Below are 15,263 nucleotides of genomic sequence, written 5' to 3' on the forward strand. Positions count from 1 at the left end.
CAGGCACCCGCCAGCACCCCCCCCGCCAGCACACCGAGAAGAGACACCATGGAGTTCCTGCGCCCGGCAAGCTGGGAGGAGGCGCTCGCCGCGAAGGCGGAGCACCCCTCGGCCGTGCCCCTCGCGGGGGGCACGGATGTCATGGTCGAGATCAACTTCGATCACCGCCGTCCCACCCACCTCCTGGATCTGAGCCGGGTCCGGGAGCTGCACGAGTGGGAGACCGGCGGCGAGACCGTCCGGCTCGGCGCCGCCGTGTCCTACTCGAGGATCATCGACGGGCTCTCCCGCGAGCTGCCGGGCCTCGCTTTGGCCTCGCGCACCGTCGGCTCCCCGCAGATCCGCAACCGGGGCAGCGTCGGCGGAAACCTCGGCGCCGCCTCCCCGGCGGGGGACGCACACCCCGCGCTGCTCGCCGCTGGCGCCGAGGTCGAGGCGGAGTCGGTGCGGGGCACCCGGTCGATCCCCGTCGAGGACTTCTACACCGGGGTCAAGCGCAACGCGCTCGCCGAGGACGAGCTGATCAGGTCCGTCCGCATCCGGAAGGCGGACGGGCCGCAGCAGTTCTCCAAGGTCGGCACCCGCAACGCCATGGTCATCGCCGTGTGCGCCTTCGGTATCGCGCTGCACCCCGCGACCCGTACCGTCCGCGCCGGTATCGGCTCGGCGGCGCCGACCCCGCTGCGGGCCCGGGTCGCGGAGGACTTCCTCACCGCGGCGCTGGAGGAGGGCGGCCTCTGGACCAGCGGTGGGACGATCCCGCCGGCCGTCGCCCGCGAGTTCGCCGAGCTGTGCTCCGGCGCCTGCAACCCGATCGACGACGTACGCGGCAGTGCCGCCTACCGGCGCCGCGCCGTGGGTGTCATGGCCCGCCGCACCCTGGGCTGGGCCTGGGAGAGCTACCGCGCCACCGGGAACGGCAGCACCACCGAAGGAGGCGCACAGTGCGCGTGACATTCACCGTCAACGGGCGCCGGCACGAGGCCGACGACGTGTGGGAGGGCGAGTCCCTGCTGTATGTGCTGCGCGAGCGGATGGGCCTGCCCGGCTCCAAGAACGCCTGCGAACAGGGCGAGTGCGGCTCCTGCACGGTCCGCCTGGACGGCGAGCCGGTCTGCGCCTGCCTGGTGGCCGCAGGCCAGGTCGAGGGCCGCGAGGTGGTCACCGTCGAGGGACTGGCCGCGTACGCACGGGAGCGGGACGGCACCGCCGGTACCGGCGACCTGGCCCCCGTGCAGCAGGCGTTCCTGGACGCGGGAGCGGTCCAGTGCGGCTTCTGCACCCCCGGCCTGCTCGTCGCGGCGGACGAGTTGATCGAGCGCAACCCGCAGCCCTCCGACGCGGACATCCGCGAGGCGCTCTCCGGCAACCTGTGCCGCTGCACCGGCTACGAGAAGATCATGGACGCCGTCCGGCTCGCGTCCGCCCGCGCCGACGACGGCGGCGCGCGGGAGGTGGTCTGAGATGGCGCCCGCGAGCGGCCCCACCGGGGCCCCGGCCACTCTCGACCAGGGCGTCGGCACCCGGGCCGGAGTCGGCGACTCGCCGCTGCGGCCCGACGGCACCCTCAAGGTGACCGGGGAGTTCGCCTACTCCTCGGACATGTGGCACGAGGACATGCTCTGGGGCTGCACCCTGCGCAGCCCGCACGCGCACGCGGAGATCGTCTCCCTCGACGTCGGCGAGGCGCTGCGGCAGGCCGGGGTGCACGCGGTGCTCACCCACGACGACCTCCCGGCCGCGGTGAAGAACTACGGACTGGAGATCCCGGACACGCCCGTCCTGGCGCACGGCCGGGTCCGGCACCACGGCGAGCCCGTGGCGCTGGTGGCCGCCGACCACCCGGAGACGGCGCGCCGCGCCGCCGCGAAGATCAAGGTCGGGTACCGCGAGCTGCCCGTCGTGCACGACGAGGAGTCCGCGACGGCCCCGGACGCGCCCCTGCTCCACCCGGACCGCGAGGACCACCACGCGGGCCATGTGCCGCACCCCAACATCGTGCACCGCCAGCCGATCGTGCGCGGCGACGCCGCGGCGGCGGCCGGACGGGCCGACGTGGTCGTCACCGGCGAGTACGAGGTCGGCATGCAGGACCAGGCGTTCCTGGGGCCCGAGTCCGGGCTGGCCGTGCCCGCCGAGGACGGCGGGGTGGACCTCTACGTCGCCACCCAGTGGCTGCACTCGGACCTGCGGCAGATCGCCCCCGTCCTCGGGCTGCCTGAGGAGAAGGTGCGGATGACGCTCTCCGGCGTCGGCGGCGCCTTCGGCGGCCGCGAGGACCTGTCCATGCAGATCCACGCCTGCCTGCTGGCGCTTGCGACCGGCAAGCCGGTCAAGATCGTCTACAACCGGTTCGAGTCGTTCTTCGGGCATGTGCACCGCCACCCGGCCAGGCTCCGGTACGAGCACGGCGCCACCCGGGACGGCAAGCTCACCCATATGAGGTGCCGCATCGTGCTGGACGGCGGCGCCTACGCCTCGGCCTCCCCGGCGGTGGTCGGCAACGCGGCCTCGCTCAGCGTCGGGCCGTACGTGGTCGACGACGTCGAGATCGAGGCGCTGGCCCTCTACACCAACAACCCGCCCTGCGGAGCGATGCGCGGCTTCGGCGCGGTGCAGGCGTGCTTCGCCTACGAGGCGCAGATGGACAAGCTCGCCGCCGCACTGGGCATGGACCCGGTCGAGCTGCGGCAGCGGAACGCCATGGCGCAGGGCGCCGTGCTGCCCACCGGGCAGGCCGTCGACTCCCCGGCGCCGGTCGCCGAGCTGCTGCGCCGGGTCAAGGCCAGGCCGATGCCGCCGGAGGCGCAGTGGGAGACCGTCGACGGTGCGCCGGACGTCCGTGCGCTGCCCGGCGGGCTGTCCAACACCACGCACGGCGAGGGAGTCGTGCGGGGCGTCGGCTACGCCGTCGGCATCAAGAACGTCGGCTTCTCCGAGGGCTTCGACGACTACTCCACCGCGCGGGTGCGGCTGGAGGTCGTCGGCGGCGAGCCGGTCGGCTCGGTGCACACCGCCATGGCGGAGGTGGGACAGGGCGGCATCACCGTGCACGCCCAGATCGCCCGGACCGAGCTGGGCGTCACCCAGGTGACGATCCAGCCGGCCGACACCCGGGTCGGCTCGGCCGGGTCCACCTCCGCCTCCCGGCAGACGTATGTGACCGGCGGCGCCGTCCAGCACGTGTGCGCACTGGTGCGCGAGAAGGTGCTGGAGCGCGGGCGGGAGCGGCTGGGCACCCACCACCCCGCCTGGGCGACGGCCGAGCTGCTGCTGGAGGGCGGCAAGGTCGTCACCGACGGCGGCGAGGTGCTGGCATCGCTGGCCGACGTGCTCGGCGAGGAGCCGATCGAGGCCGAGGACGAGTGGCGGCACCGGCCGACCGAAGCCTTCGACCTGAGGACCGGCCAGGGCTTCGGCCATGTGCAGTACTCCTTCGCCGCGCACCGCGCCGTGGTGGAGGTCGACACCGAACTCGGGCTGGTCAAGGTCGTCGAACTGGCCTGTGCACAGGACGTGGGCAAGGCGATGAACCCGCAGGCCGTGGTGGGCCAGATCCAGGGCGGCACCGTGCAAGGGCTCGGACTCGCCGTGATGGAGGAGATCGTGGTCGACCCCGGGGCCAAGGTCCGCAACCCGTCGTTCACGGACTATCTGATCCCCACCCTTCTCGACACGCCGACCATCCCGGTCGACGTGCTGGAACTCGCCGACGCGCACGCGCCCTACGGGCTGCGGGGCGCCGGTGAGGCTCCGACCCTCTCGTCGACGCCCGCCGTGCTGGCGGCCGTCCGGGCCGCGACCGGGCGCGCGCTGCCGCGCGTGCCCGTCCGACCGGAGCACATCGTCGACGTGTGATCTTCCCCGGTCCCGCCGTCACCGGGCTTCGGGGGCAACCGCCCCCGGAACCCGGGCCCGAGCGGCGGAGAGGCTGCAACAGCCCCTCCGCCGGTTCGGGGAGGGACCGAGGACATGGCAGGACACGGGCCGTCCCCCGGGTCGTGCTTCCCAAATCCTCGGCAGTCGCCGAGGTGCCCCTTTGAACCTTGGGAGTCAGCACAATGACCCAGTCCACAGTGGAGCCGACGACGTCGGCGGAGGACGCGGGCCCCGGCTCGCGCACCCCCGCGGGCCGCTCCTGGCTCGACAGGTACTTCCACATCTCCGCGAGAGGGTCGACCTACGGCCGGGAGATACGCGGCGGTATCACCACCTTCATGGCGATGGCGTACATCGTCCTGCTCAACCCGGTCATCCTCTCGGTGCCCGACGCCAATCAGCAGACGCTGGACGGCGGGCAGGTCACCACGGCCACGGCGTTCGCCGCCGCGGCGACCACCATCGTGATGGGCCTCATCGGCAACGTACCGCTGGCCCTGGCGGCCGGACTCAGCGTCTCGGCGGTGCTGTCGTTCCAGGTCGTGCCCGAGATGACCTGGGGCAACGCCTGGGCGATGTGCGTCATCTACGGCGCGGTGATCATCCTGCTGGTGGTCACCGGGCTCCGCGAACTGATCATGAACGCGATCCCGCTGGCGCTCAAGCACGCCATCACCATGGGCATCGGCCTGTTCGTCTGCCTCATCGGCCTGGTCCAGGCCGGCTTCGTCACCTCGATGCCCGGCCCCGGCGGACTGCCCGGTGCCAAGCCGATCCAGCTCGGCACCGCGGACATGCTCACCGGCTGGCCGGTGCTCTGCTTCGCGGTCACCGTGCTGCTCATCTTCGCGCTCCAGGTGCGCAAGGTGCCCGGCGCGATCCTCATCGGCATCGTCGGCGGCACCGTGCTGGCCGCGCTCGTCCACCAGTTCGCCGGCCTGGACAAGAAGGACTGGGGCGGCCGGAACGCCCCGGAGATCACCGGGTCGCTGGTCAGCTCGCCCGACTTCGGGCTGCTGGGCAACGTCTCCTTCAGCGGGCTCGGGGACGTCGGCGGCATCACCGTCGGCGTCATCGTCTTCACCCTCGTCCTGGCCGGGTTCTTCGACGCGATCGGCACCATCATCGGCATCGGCCAGCAGGCCGGACTCGCCGACGAGCAGGGCCGGATGCCCGGCCTGAACAAGGCACTGACCATCGACGGCGCCGGCGGCGTGGTCGGCGGCGTGGCCGGGGCCTCGGGACAGACCGTGTTCGTGGAGTCGACCGCCGGCGTCGGCGACGGCGCGCGGACCGGCCTGGCCAGCGTCGTCACCGGCCTGGGCTTCGCCCTCTGCCTGTTCTTCACCCCCCTCGCGCAGGTGATCCCCCCGCAGGTGGCGGCCGCGGCACTGGTCGTCATCGGCTCGATGATGATGACCAACGCCATGCACATCGACTGGACCGACCCGGCCACGTCGATCCCGGTCTTCCTGACCACCGTGCTGATGCCGTTCACTTACTCCATCACGGCCGGCATCGGCGCCGGAGTCATCGCCTACGTTCTGATCAAGGCCGTCCAGGGAAAGTTTCGTGAGCCCGGATGGTTGATGTGGGTACTGGGGCTCGTCTTCCTGGCCTACTTCGCACTGAACCCGATCGAACAGTGGCTGGGGGTCAAGTAGCCGGCCGGCCCTCAGGAGCCGTTCAGGTGGGAGCGGGTGCGGTCCCCTGGCCGTTCCCGCTCCCACCTGGCCGTATATCACCGCCGAGGAGAGACACATGCTGGACATCGCCGCTGAGCTGCACCGCTGGTGCCAGGAGGGGCGGGACTTCGCCGTCGCCACCGTCGTCGGCGTGGGCGGCAGCGCACCGCGGCAGCCGGGCGCGGCGCTGGCCGTGGACACGGACGGCGAGGCCGTCGGCAGCGTGAGCGGAGGCTGCGTCGAGGGCGCGGTCTACGCGCTGTGCGAGGAAGTGCTGGAGTCCGGCGCGAGCGTCCGCCAGACCTTCGGCTACAGCGACGAGGACGCCTTCGCCGTCGGTCTCACCTGCGGCGGAACCGTCGACATCCTGATCACCCCGGTCCGCGCCGGAACGGCGGCCCGCACGGTGTGCGCCGAGAGCGCGGCCGAGGCCGCCGAAGGACGCACCGCGGCGCTCGTCCGGATCGTGGACGGGCCCGGCGAGCTGCTCGGCGGCGCCCTGCGGCTGGATGCCGAGGGGCGGCCGCACGGCGCCCTGGGCGGGGCGCCCGAACTGGACGCCACCGCGGCGGCCGAGGGCCGGGCGCTGCTGACCGCCGGCCGCACGGCCACCGTCACCATCGGCGCGGACGGCAGCAGGTGCGGCCGGCCGGTGACCCTGCTGGTGGAGTCCAGCGTCCCGCCGCCCCGGATGCTCGTCTTCGGCGCCATCGACTTCGCCGCCGCACTGGCCCGGATCGGCAAGTTCCTCGGCTACCACGTGACCGTGTGCGACGCGCGGCCCGTGTTCGCCACACCCGGCCGCTTCCCCGAGGCCGACGAGGTCGTCGTCGACTGGCCGCACCGCTACCTCGACTCCCAGGACCTCGATCCGCGCACCGTCGTCTGCGTCCTGACCCACGACGCCAAGTTCGACGTGCCGCTGCTGGAGCGGGCACTGCGGCTGCCGGTGGCCTACGTCGGCGCCATGGGATCCCGCCGCACCCATCTGGACCGGCTGGAGCGGCTGCGCGAAGTGGGGATGACGCCGCTGGAGCTGGCCGCGCTGCGCTCACCCATCGGCCTGGACCTGGGCGCCCGCACCCCCGAGGAGACGGCGCTGTCCATCGCCGCGGAGATCGTCGCCGCCCGGCACGGCGGCACCGGCGTCCCCCTCGACGGCGCCCACACCCCCATCCACCACGACGGCGGGGCCGCCACCTCGATCAGCGGAGGCGCCGGGCGCGCCGCGGGCTGAGCGTCCCGCGCGGGACGCGGCCGGGCTCAGAACAGCTTGACGTTCACCAGCAGGGCGCGGTGGTCGGTGCCGCGCAGATCCACGAACTCGCCGTCCACCGGCAGCATCGCCCCGCTCAGCAGCACATGGTCGAGCTGCGCGCCGAGCACCGGAGTGGTGCGGGTGGGCCAGGTGGGGGTACGCGAGTTGCCCAGCATGCGAGCCGCGTCGTGCATGCCGGTGCGCAGGATCGCCCGGAAGGCCGCGTGGTCCTGGGAGGAGTTGAAGTCGCCCGCGATCAGCGTCGGCAGCCTGCCCCGCGCCGCCGCCGCGGCCCGCAGCCGGTCCAGCTCCACCCGCCAGGCCGCCGTCCGGCCCGGCTCGGGCGGCATCGGGTGCGCCACCTGAAGGGCGACCCGCTCGCCGTGGATGTCCGCGATCGCCCCGGGCATCGCCAGCCGCCCGCGTACCTCGCCGCGGCCCTCCAGCGGATAGACGCTCAGCAGTGCCGAGCCGCGGGCGCCGCCGTCGTCGGTGATGATGCGGTGCGGATACTCCTCGCGCAGCGCGGGGGCACGCAGCGCCGCCGCGCACCGTGCGTCGCACTCCTGCACCGAGACGACCTGCGGCCGCTCCCGGCGCACCGCCGCCACCAGGTCGCGGGTGGCGGCACCGTGGTCCAGGTTGGCCGTCAGCACCCGGAACTGGGCCTTCGCCGGCCGGGCCGCCGTGTCCGCCGGTGCGGGCTGCCCGTAGGGGCGCAGGAACCAGCCGGTGCCCGCCAGCACCGTCAGCGCCCACAGCAGCACCAGCCAGCGGCGGGAGAGCGTCGCGACCAGCGCCGCCAGCCAGGCCGGCGCCAGGAACCAGGGCAGGAACGCCAGCAGTTGCGGCACCGGGGTGGGTCCGTCCTCGTCCCCGGCGCGGAAGGCCAGCGCCACGCTGAGCACCAGCAGGGTCAGCACCGCCAGCGCGGTGAGGAACGGATGGCGCCGTGCGCGACGCCGTCCGCCGCCGCGCGTACCGCCGTCCGCCGCGTCCCGGTCCCGGCGTGTGTCGGCCCCCGTGTACATCTCTCCGATGATGCCGCACCTCCCGTCACATGGGCGTAAGCCCCCGGCCGGGGGTGGTGCGGCACACGGGTGGGCGTACACGATGGCTCCCAGCGCCCGCAGCACCCCCTGAGCAGGAGGAAACATGGTCCCGTCCACGCCTACCGATCAGTTCCGCGCCGCCCGCGACACGCTGCTGCGGCACCGGACGGACTACGAGGCCGCGCGGGCCGCCTTCGACTGGCCCCGGCCCGAGCACTTCAACTGGGCGCTGGACTGGTTCGACCACATCGCCCGGGGCAACGACCGGCTCGCGCTGCACATCGTCGAGGAGGACGGGCTGGAGCGCCGCGTCACCTTCGACCAGATGCGGACCCGCTCCGACCAGGTCGCGGGCTGGCTGCGCGGCCGGGGCGTGGCGCCCGGCGACCGGGTCGTGCTCATGCTGGGCAACCAGGTCGAGCTGTGGGAGACGCTGCTCGCGCTGATGAAGCTGCGCGCCGTCGTCATCCCCGCGACACCCCAGTTGGGCCCGCGCGACCTGGCCGACCGGATCACCCGCGGCGCGGCGCGCCATGTGGTGGTACGCGCCGAGGACACCGGGAAGTTCACCGACGAGGTGCCGGGCGACTACACGCGGATCGCCGTCGGCAGCGGCGGCACCCCGGCCGCCGGCTGGCTGGCCTACGAGGACGCCTACGAGGCCGCGGCCGACTTCGACCCGCAAGGCGCCACCCGTGCCGACGACACCCTGCTGCTGTACTTCACCTCCGGGACGACCGCGCTGCCCAAGCTGGTCGAGCACACCCACGTCTCCTACCCGGTCGGGCACCTGGCGACGATGTACTGGATCGGCCTGCAGCCGGGCGACGTCCACCTCAACATCTCCTCGCCCGGCTGGGCCAAGCACGCCTGGTCCAACTTCTTCGCGCCCTGGAACGCCGAGGCGACGATCTTCATCCACAACTACAGCCGGTTCGACGCCGGGCGGCTGCTCACCGAGATGGAGCGCGGCGGCGTCACCAGCTTCTGCGCACCGCCCACCGTCTGGCGCATGCTCATCCAGGCCGACCTCAGCAGCCTCTCCGCCGTCCCCCGGGAGGTCGTCGCCGCCGGTGAGCCGCTCAACCCCGAGGTCATCGAGCACGTCCGCCGGGTGTGGGGTGTCACCATCCGGGACGGTTTCGGCCAGACCGAGACCGCCGTCCAGGTCGCCAACACCCCGGGCCAGCCCCTCAAGCCGGGCTCCATGGGCCGGCCCACGCCCGGCTTCGACGTCACCCTGCGCGACCCGGTCACGGGCGAGACCGGCGTCGAGGAGGGCGAGATCTGCCTCGACCTGTCCACCCGCCCGGTCGGCCTGATGGTCGGCTACCGGGGCGACGCGGAGCGCACCGCGGAGGTGATGGCCGACGGCACCTACCGGACCGGCGACATCGGGGCGCGGGACGAGGAGGGCTACCTCACTTACGTGGGGCGCGCGGACGACGTCTTCAAGGCCAGCGACTACAAGATCTCCCCGTTCGAGGTGGAGAGCGTCCTGCTGGAGCATCCCGCCGTGGCGGAGGCCGCCGTCGTGCCGTCGCCGGACCCGGTGCGGCTCGCCGTGCCCAAGGCGTATGTGGTGGTCGCGGACGGCGCCGCCGCGGACGCGGAGACCGCGGCCGTGCTGTTCGCGCACTGCCGTGAGCGGCTCGCCCCCTACAAGCGGGTGCGGGTGATCGAGTTCGCCGAGCTGCCCAAGACGATCTCCGGGAAGATCCGCCGCGTCGAGCTGCGCGCCCACGCGGCGGGCGAGGCGGGTACGCCCGGAACCGAGCACCGCGACCGGTAGCGCGCCGAGCGGGCGGGAGCACGGCGCCGGCGTCGCGGCGGGGTCACCGCGGGGTGCGGATCAGCTGCTCGGCGGCCTCGTTCACCGCCCGCGGTGTGCCCGTCAGGTCCAGGACGAACAGCGGGAGCCGCAGTTCGTCGGCGCGGGCCCGCGCGTCCTTGCCGTATCCGGCCAGGGCGAAGCAGACGGCGGCGACCGAGTCGTTCAGTCCGTTGAGCCACAGGGTCTCCACGTCGCGCAGCCCGGCCGGCGAGGTGGAGGGGTCGACGTGCGCGACCACGGCGGGCCCGCGCACGTCCACTCCCGAGGCGGGTGTCCGCTCGGCGACCCGTACCCCCTCGAAACCCAGCCACCGCAGATACTGCGCCGCGGCCAGCTTCGCGTCCTGCGCCGTGCGGATGGTGACGGGCCGGAAGGCGGGCCGCGGGACCGGTCCCCGCGCGGCGGGTGCGGGGTCCGCGGCGCTCGGCGCGGGCTCCGGCGCGGTGCGGGCGACCGGCGGCGGATGCTCGGCGGACGGCGTCGCCACCCCGGTCCGGCCGCGGGCGACCGGCACCCGCAGGGTGGTGCCGCAGCCGCAGCCCAGCTCGGGCTGCGGCCACTCGTCCACGCGCCCGCAGGCCGGGCAGCGTACCGAGATCCAGGAGCCCGCCCAGGTGCGGTGCCGCACCTGGATCGCGGCGGCGGAGGAGAGCAGCGGCAGGGCGACCGGCGCACCGCAGCCGCAGGGGTAGACGGGCGCGGTGTAGCTGTGCTCGCGCCGGCACACGGGGCAGCGCACAAGCACTCTCTCAGCCATCGTTCGGCTCCTGGCACGGGTGATCCGGTGGGCACGGTGGGGCTGCTGTGCCCGGCCGCCCTCCAATCGTCGCCGATGGAGCGGGTTTTCCGAAGGGGCAGGTGCCGGACGGGCCGGGGAAGGTGCGCGAGGGGGCGGACGAGGGCGGATCGGGAGGGGGGACGAGAGTGGATGATGACAAGGGTGTGCCCCCGCGCGGAACGGTCACCCCTCATCACAAGGACCGTTCCGCACGGGGGCGCGTGCCGGGCCGACCTCCCAATCACCCCGGTACGCCGTTCACCGCGAGAGAGTTGCGGCGCGCCCGCGTGGGGCGCCCCGCGCGGGCGCGCCCGCGGTCGGGACGCGCCCTGCGGCGGACGGTGCTCAGCCCTCCTGCAGCTCCCGCACGGCGGCTTCCACGCGGCGCCCGTACTCCGGGTCCGCGGCGCTGAAGTGGGCCAGGTTCTTCTCGATGACGTCCTCGCGGGAGACCTGCGAGAGGCCGCCGGCGATGTTGGCGACCAGCCGCCCCTTCTCCTCCTCCGACATCAGCCGGTAGAGCTCGCCGGCCTGGAAGAAGTCGTCGTCCTTGGAGTGCTGCGGCGCCTCGTGGGTGCCCCAGTAACCGGTGACCGGGCGCGGTGCGGACAGCGGGGAACCGCTCTCGACCGGGCCGCCGTAGGAGTTGGGCTCGTAGTTCTTGGTGTGCCGCCCGTAGGCGTTGGCGGCCATCAGGCCGTCCCTGCCGTAGTTGTTCGCCTCGGTCGCCTTGGGCGCGTTGACGGGCAGCTGGGTGTGGTTGACGCCGAGCCGGTAGCGGTGCGCGTCGGCGTACGCGAACAGCCGGCCCTGGAGCATCTTGTCCGGCGAGGGGCCGATGCCGGGCACGAAGTTGTTGGGCGAGAAGGCGGACTGCTCGACCTCGGCGAAGACGTTGTCCGGGTTGCGGTCCAGCACCAGCCGGCCCACGCGCTGCAGCGGGTAGTCGCTGTGCGGCCACACCTTGGTGAGGTCGAAGGGGTTGAACCGGTAGTCGGCGGCCTCGTCGGCGGGCATGATCTGCACGTACAGCGTCCAGGACGGGAAGACGCCGCGCTCGATGGACTGCAGCAGGTCGGTCTGGTGGCTGTTGGGGTCGGTGCCGGACAGCTCGGCGCCCTGGTCGCTGGACAGGCAGCGGATGCCCTGGTTGGTCTTGAAGTGGTACTTGACGAAGAAGACCTCGCCCTCGGCGTTCGTCCACTGGTAGGTGTGCGAGCCGTAGCCGTTCATGTGCCGGTAGGAGGCCGGGATGCCGCGGTCCCCCATCAGCCAGGTGACCTGGTGGGTGGCCTCGGGCGCGTGGGCCCAGAAGTCCCAGACGTTGTCCGGCTCCTGCTTGCCGGTGAAGGGGTCCCGCTTCTGCGAGTGGATGAAGTCGGGGAACTTCAGCGGGTCCTTGATGAAGAAGACCGGGGTGTTGTTGCCGACGAGGTCGTAGTTGCCCTCCTCGGTGTAGAACTTGAGGGCGAAGCCGCGCGGGTCGCGGGCCGCGTCCGGGCCGCCGAGGTTGTCGGCGACGGTGGAGAAGCGGAGGAACGTCTCCGTGCGGCGGCCGACCTCGCCGAGGAAGTGGGCGCTGGTGTGCGCGGTGACGTCGTCGGTCACCTCGAAGTAGCCGTAGGCGCCGGAGCCGCGGGCGTGCACCACGCGCTCCGGGATGCGCTCGCGGTTGAACCGCGCCAGCTTCTCCAGCAGGTGCTGGTCCTGGAGGAGGAGCGGCCCACCGATGCCGGCGGAGGTGGAGTTCTGGTTGTCGGCGACGGGCGCGCCCGCCTCGGTGGTCAGCGTGGGCTTCGACGACTTCGACATGGACGACCTTCCTGGGGCTGATTCACGGAAAACGGTTTCCGCATGTTGGAGCGTAAGGACGCCTCATCAGGGCGTCAACACTTTGTTGAAACTCGGTTCTCCGGCCCCCGGGAGACCGTTCCCGGGGGCCGGAGGAGGGGCGGCCGAGGGGGCGGGCGGTGCCGTCCTCAGCCCAGCGGAACGGTGGCCGTCGGCGCGTGCGCCGCCTCCGTGGCCAGCTCCTCGAACTCGTTGACCGAGGCGATGTCGCTGCCGCTCATCGAGATGTTGGTGACCCGCTCCAGGATCGCCTCCACCACGACCGGCACCCGGTGCTCGGCGGCGAGCTTCTTCGCCTCCTCGAAGGCGGGCAGCAGCTTGTCCGGCTCGGTCACCCGCAGTGCCTTGCAGCCCAGGCCCTCGGCGACCTTGACGTGGTCCACGCCGTAGGCGCCCAGCTCGGGCGCGTTCAGGTTCTCGAACTCCAGGTTGACCTGGAAGTCCATGTCGAAGTTGCGCTGGGCCTGCCGGATCAGCCCGAGGTAGGAGTTGTTGACCAGCACGTGCACATAGGGGATGCGGTGCTGAGCGCCGACCGCCAGCTCCTCGATCATGAACTGGAAGTCGTAGTCGCCCGACAGCGCCACGACGCTCGCCTCCGGGTCCGCCTTGGCCACACCCAGCGCGGCCGGCACGGTCCAGCCCAGCGGGCCCGCCTGGCCGCAGTTGATCCAGTGCCGCGGCCGGTAGACGTGCAGGAACTGCGCACCGGCGATCTGCGAGAGGCCGATGGTCGACACGTAGCGGGTCTCCGGCCCGAAGGCCCGGTTCATCTCCTCGTACACGCGCTGCGGCTTCAGCGGCACGTCGTCGAAGTGCGTCCGGCGCTGCAGCGCACCCTTGCGCTCCCGCGCCCCGGCGGCCCACTCCGACAGGTCGCGCAGCGCACCGGCCGCGGCGCGTTCCCTGGCGATCTCGACGAAGAGGGTCAGGGCCGCGTGCGCGTCCGAGGCGATGCCGTAGTCCGGTGCGAAGATCCGGCCGATCTGGGTCGGCTCGATGTCCACGTGCACGAACGTGCGGCCCTCGGTGTAGGTCGACAGCGCGCCGGTGTGCCGGTTGGCCCAGCGGTTGCCGACGCCGAGGACGAAGTCCGACTCCAGGAACGTGGCGTTGCCGTAGCGGTGCGAGGTCTGCAGACCGACCATGCCCGCGTGCAGCGGGTGGTCGTCGCCGATGACGCCCCAGCCCATCAGCGTGGGCACTACGGGGATACCGGTCAGCTCGGCGAACTCGACCAGCAGCTCGGAGGCGTCCGCGTTGATGACGCCGCCGCCCGCCACGATCAGCGGCCGCTCGGCCGCCGCCAGCATGTCCATCGCCTTCTCGACCTGCCTGCGGGTCGCGGCGGGCTTGTGCGGGACCAGCGGCTCGTAGGTGTCCGGATCGAACTCGATCTCCGTCTGCTGGACGTCGATCGGCAGGTCGATCAGCACCGGGCCGGGGCGGCCCGAGCGCATCAGGTGGAACGCCTCCTGGAAGACACCGGGGACCTGGGCCGCCTCCTTGACGGTGGTGGCCTTCTTGGTGACCGGCTTGGCGATCGAGGCGATGTCGACGGCCTGGAAGTCCTCCTTCTCGATCACCGCGACCGGTGCCTGCCCGGTGATGCACAGGATCGGGATCGAGTCGCCGATCGCCGAGTAGAGGCCGGTGATCATGTCGGTGCCGGCCGGGCCCGACGTGCCGATGCACACGCCGATGTTGCCGGGCGCCGTGCGGGTGTAGCCCTCGGCCATGTGCGAGGCGCCCTCGACGTGCCGGGCGAGCGTGTGCTCGACGCCGCCCGCGGCCCGCAGGGCAGCGTAGAAGGGGTTGATCGCCGCACCCGGCACCCCGAAAGCGGTGTCCACACCCTCGCGCTTGAGGATCTCAACTGCCGCGCGGGCAGCGGTCATACGAGCCATCGGACTCTCCTGGTTCGGTGCAGGTGGTGTCCGGGCGGCGGCGCCTGGGCGCGACAGGACAGTGTCGGCGCCGCCGCCCGGAGTCTCTGGGGGAGTGCGGTCCTCAGTTGGCGCCGTCGGGGTTCTCGCCCGAGAGCCGCTTGACGCCGCGGACCAGCGCCGAGTGGTCGAGCCCGCCGTCGCCCTGCGCCCGCAGCGCCGCGACGAGCTGGGCGACCAGCGCACCGGCGGGCACGGCCGCACCGACCGCGCGGGCCGCGTCGGTGACGATGCCCATGTCCTTGTGGTGCAGGTCGATCTTGAAGCCGGGCCTGTAGTCGCCGGCCAGGATGCTGTCCTTCTTGCGGGTCAGCACCGTGGAGCCGGCCAGCCCGCCGTTGAGCACCTCGAGACCGGCCTCCAGGTCGACGCCGGACTTGCGCAGGAAGACCACCGCCTCGGCGACGGCCTGGATGTTGACCGCCACGATGAGCTGGTTGGCCGCCTTCACGGTCTGGCCGGACCCGGCCGGGCCGCACAGCACGATCGTCCTGCCGAGCGCCTCCAGCACCGGCTTGGCCGCGTCGAAGGTCTCCTGGTCGCCGCCGACCATGATGGACAGCACGCCCTCGACGGCGCCCGCCTCGCCGCCGGACACCGGAGCGTCGAGCGCCTTGACGCCCTTGGCCCGCGCGGCCTCGGCGACCTCGACGGAGGTCTGCGGTGTGATCGACGACATGTCGATGAGGGTGCCGCCCTCGCGGAGGTTCTCCAGCACGCCGCCCTCGTGCAGGACGACCTGCTCGACCTGCGGGGAGGCGGGGACCATCGTGATGACGACGTCGGCGCCGCCGACCGCTTCCGCGATGGACGCCGCGCCCTTGCCGCCGTCCTTGACGAAGGCCTCGACCTTCTCCGTCTCCAGCGTGTACGCCGTGACGTCGTACCCTGCCTTCAGGAGGTTGCGTGCCATGGGCGCGCCCATGATGCCGAGCCCGATGAAGGCGATCTTGGTGTTGCCGGCGGTGTGAGCCATCTCT

At 72.7% G+C, this 15,263-nt stretch carries 11 protein-coding genes; 6 read left to right on the forward strand and 5 right to left on the reverse strand.

The features are described from left to right. Nucleotides 1-48 precede the first annotated feature (48 nt). From ACFYNS_RS21330 to ACFYNS_RS21350, 5 genes are all read left to right on the forward strand, one after another. Nucleotides 49-954, forward strand: a complete 906-nt coding sequence (locus ACFYNS_RS21330) for an FAD binding domain-containing protein (RefSeq protein WP_388604535.1) — start codon at nucleotides 49-51, stop codon at nucleotides 952-954. Continuing rightward, nucleotides 945-1,463, forward strand: coding sequence for a (2Fe-2S)-binding protein (locus tag ACFYNS_RS21335; protein WP_360299394.1), 519 nt, complete (start codon nucleotides 945-947; stop codon nucleotides 1,461-1,463). The genes ACFYNS_RS21330 and ACFYNS_RS21335 overlap by 10 nt, the downstream gene beginning before the upstream one ends. A gap of 1 nt (nucleotide 1,464) precedes the next feature. Continuing rightward, nucleotides 1,465-3,858, forward strand: coding sequence for a xanthine dehydrogenase subunit D (gene pucD / locus ACFYNS_RS21340; RefSeq protein ID WP_388604537.1), 2,394 nt, complete (start codon nucleotides 1,465-1,467; stop codon nucleotides 3,856-3,858). A 203-nt stretch (nucleotides 3,859-4,061) separates the two neighbouring features. After that, entirely contained in the window at nucleotides 4,062-5,543 is a 1,482-nt protein-coding gene (locus ACFYNS_RS21345; RefSeq protein WP_388604539.1) for an NCS2 family permease, read from the forward strand. Between the two features lie 97 nt (nucleotides 5,544-5,640). Next, nucleotides 5,641-6,801, forward strand: a complete 1,161-nt coding sequence (locus tag ACFYNS_RS21350) for an XdhC family protein (RefSeq protein WP_388604541.1) — start codon at nucleotides 5,641-5,643, stop codon at nucleotides 6,799-6,801. Between the two features lie 26 nt (nucleotides 6,802-6,827). Here the strand turns inward: ACFYNS_RS21350 and ACFYNS_RS21355 are convergent, their stop codons facing one another. Continuing rightward, the gene (locus ACFYNS_RS21355; RefSeq protein ID WP_388604543.1) at nucleotides 6,828-7,853 is read right to left on the reverse strand and encodes an endonuclease/exonuclease/phosphatase family protein; all 1,026 of its coding nucleotides are present in this window, start codon (nucleotides 7,851-7,853) and stop codon (nucleotides 6,828-6,830) included. A 124-nt stretch (nucleotides 7,854-7,977) separates the two neighbouring features. Here ACFYNS_RS21355 and ACFYNS_RS21360 point away from each other — a divergent pair, with 124 nt between their 5' ends. After that, nucleotides 7,978-9,666 carry an AMP-binding protein gene (locus ACFYNS_RS21360; RefSeq protein ID WP_360299408.1) on the forward strand — a complete coding sequence of 563 codons (1,689 nt, stop codon included), beginning with the start codon at nucleotides 7,978-7,980 and terminating at the stop codon, nucleotides 9,664-9,666. Between the two features lie 43 nt (nucleotides 9,667-9,709). Here the strand turns inward: ACFYNS_RS21360 and ACFYNS_RS21365 are convergent, their stop codons facing one another. From ACFYNS_RS21365 to ACFYNS_RS21380, 4 genes are all read right to left on the reverse strand, one after another. Next, nucleotides 9,710-10,465 (reverse strand): hypothetical protein, encoded by a 756-nt coding sequence (locus ACFYNS_RS21365; RefSeq protein ID WP_388604545.1) that lies wholly within the window; start codon nucleotides 10,463-10,465, stop codon nucleotides 9,710-9,712. Between the two features lie 366 nt (nucleotides 10,466-10,831). Continuing rightward, nucleotides 10,832-12,298 (reverse strand): catalase, encoded by a 1,467-nt coding sequence (locus ACFYNS_RS21370; protein WP_360303776.1) that lies wholly within the window; start codon nucleotides 12,296-12,298, stop codon nucleotides 10,832-10,834. Nucleotides 12,299-12,465: 167 nt separating this feature from the next. Beyond that, nucleotides 12,466-14,235, reverse strand: coding sequence for a glyoxylate carboligase (gene gcl / locus ACFYNS_RS21375; protein WP_360301068.1), 1,770 nt, complete (start codon nucleotides 14,233-14,235; stop codon nucleotides 12,466-12,468). A 112-nt stretch (nucleotides 14,236-14,347) separates the two neighbouring features. Continuing rightward, nucleotides 14,348-15,259, reverse strand: a complete 912-nt coding sequence (locus ACFYNS_RS21380) for a 2-hydroxy-3-oxopropionate reductase (RefSeq protein WP_360301063.1) — start codon at nucleotides 15,257-15,259, stop codon at nucleotides 14,348-14,350. Between the last annotated feature and the right edge of the window lie 4 nt (nucleotides 15,260-15,263).

Source organism: Streptomyces sp. NPDC006925 (assembly GCF_042869575.1).
GTDB lineage: Bacteria > Actinomycetota > Actinomycetes > Streptomycetales > Streptomycetaceae > Streptomyces.

Bases quoted from the DNA above. Each gene is read 5' to 3' on its own strand.
- ACFYNS_RS21330 (WP_388604535.1), top strand. From the start codon at position 49: ATGGAGTTCCTGCGCCCGGCAAGCTGGGAGGAGGCGCTCGCCGCGAAG.
- pucD (WP_388604537.1), top strand. From the start codon at position 1,465: ATGGCGCCCGCGAGCGGCCCCACCGGGGCCCCGGCCACTCTCGACCAG.
- ACFYNS_RS21345 (WP_388604539.1), top strand. From the start codon at position 4,062: ATGACCCAGTCCACAGTGGAGCCGACGACGTCGGCGGAGGACGCGGGC.
- ACFYNS_RS21350 (WP_388604541.1), top strand. From the start codon at position 5,641: ATGCTGGACATCGCCGCTGAGCTGCACCGCTGGTGCCAGGAGGGGCGG.
- ACFYNS_RS21355 (WP_388604543.1), bottom strand. From the start codon at position 7,853: ATGTACACGGGGGCCGACACACGCCGGGACCGGGACGCGGCGGACGGC.
- ACFYNS_RS21360 (WP_360299408.1), top strand. From the start codon at position 7,978: ATGGTCCCGTCCACGCCTACCGATCAGTTCCGCGCCGCCCGCGACACG.
- ACFYNS_RS21365 (WP_388604545.1), bottom strand. From the start codon at position 10,465: ATGGCTGAGAGAGTGCTTGTGCGCTGCCCCGTGTGCCGGCGCGAGCAC.
- ACFYNS_RS21370 (WP_360303776.1), bottom strand. From the start codon at position 12,298: ATGTCGAAGTCGTCGAAGCCCACGCTGACCACCGAGGCGGGCGCGCCC.
- gcl (WP_360301068.1), bottom strand. From the start codon at position 14,235: ATGACCGCTGCCCGCGCGGCAGTTGAGATCCTCAAGCGCGAGGGTGTG.
- ACFYNS_RS21380 (WP_360301063.1), bottom strand. From the start codon at position 15,259: ATGGCTCACACCGCCGGCAACACCAAGATCGCCTTCATCGGGCTCGGC.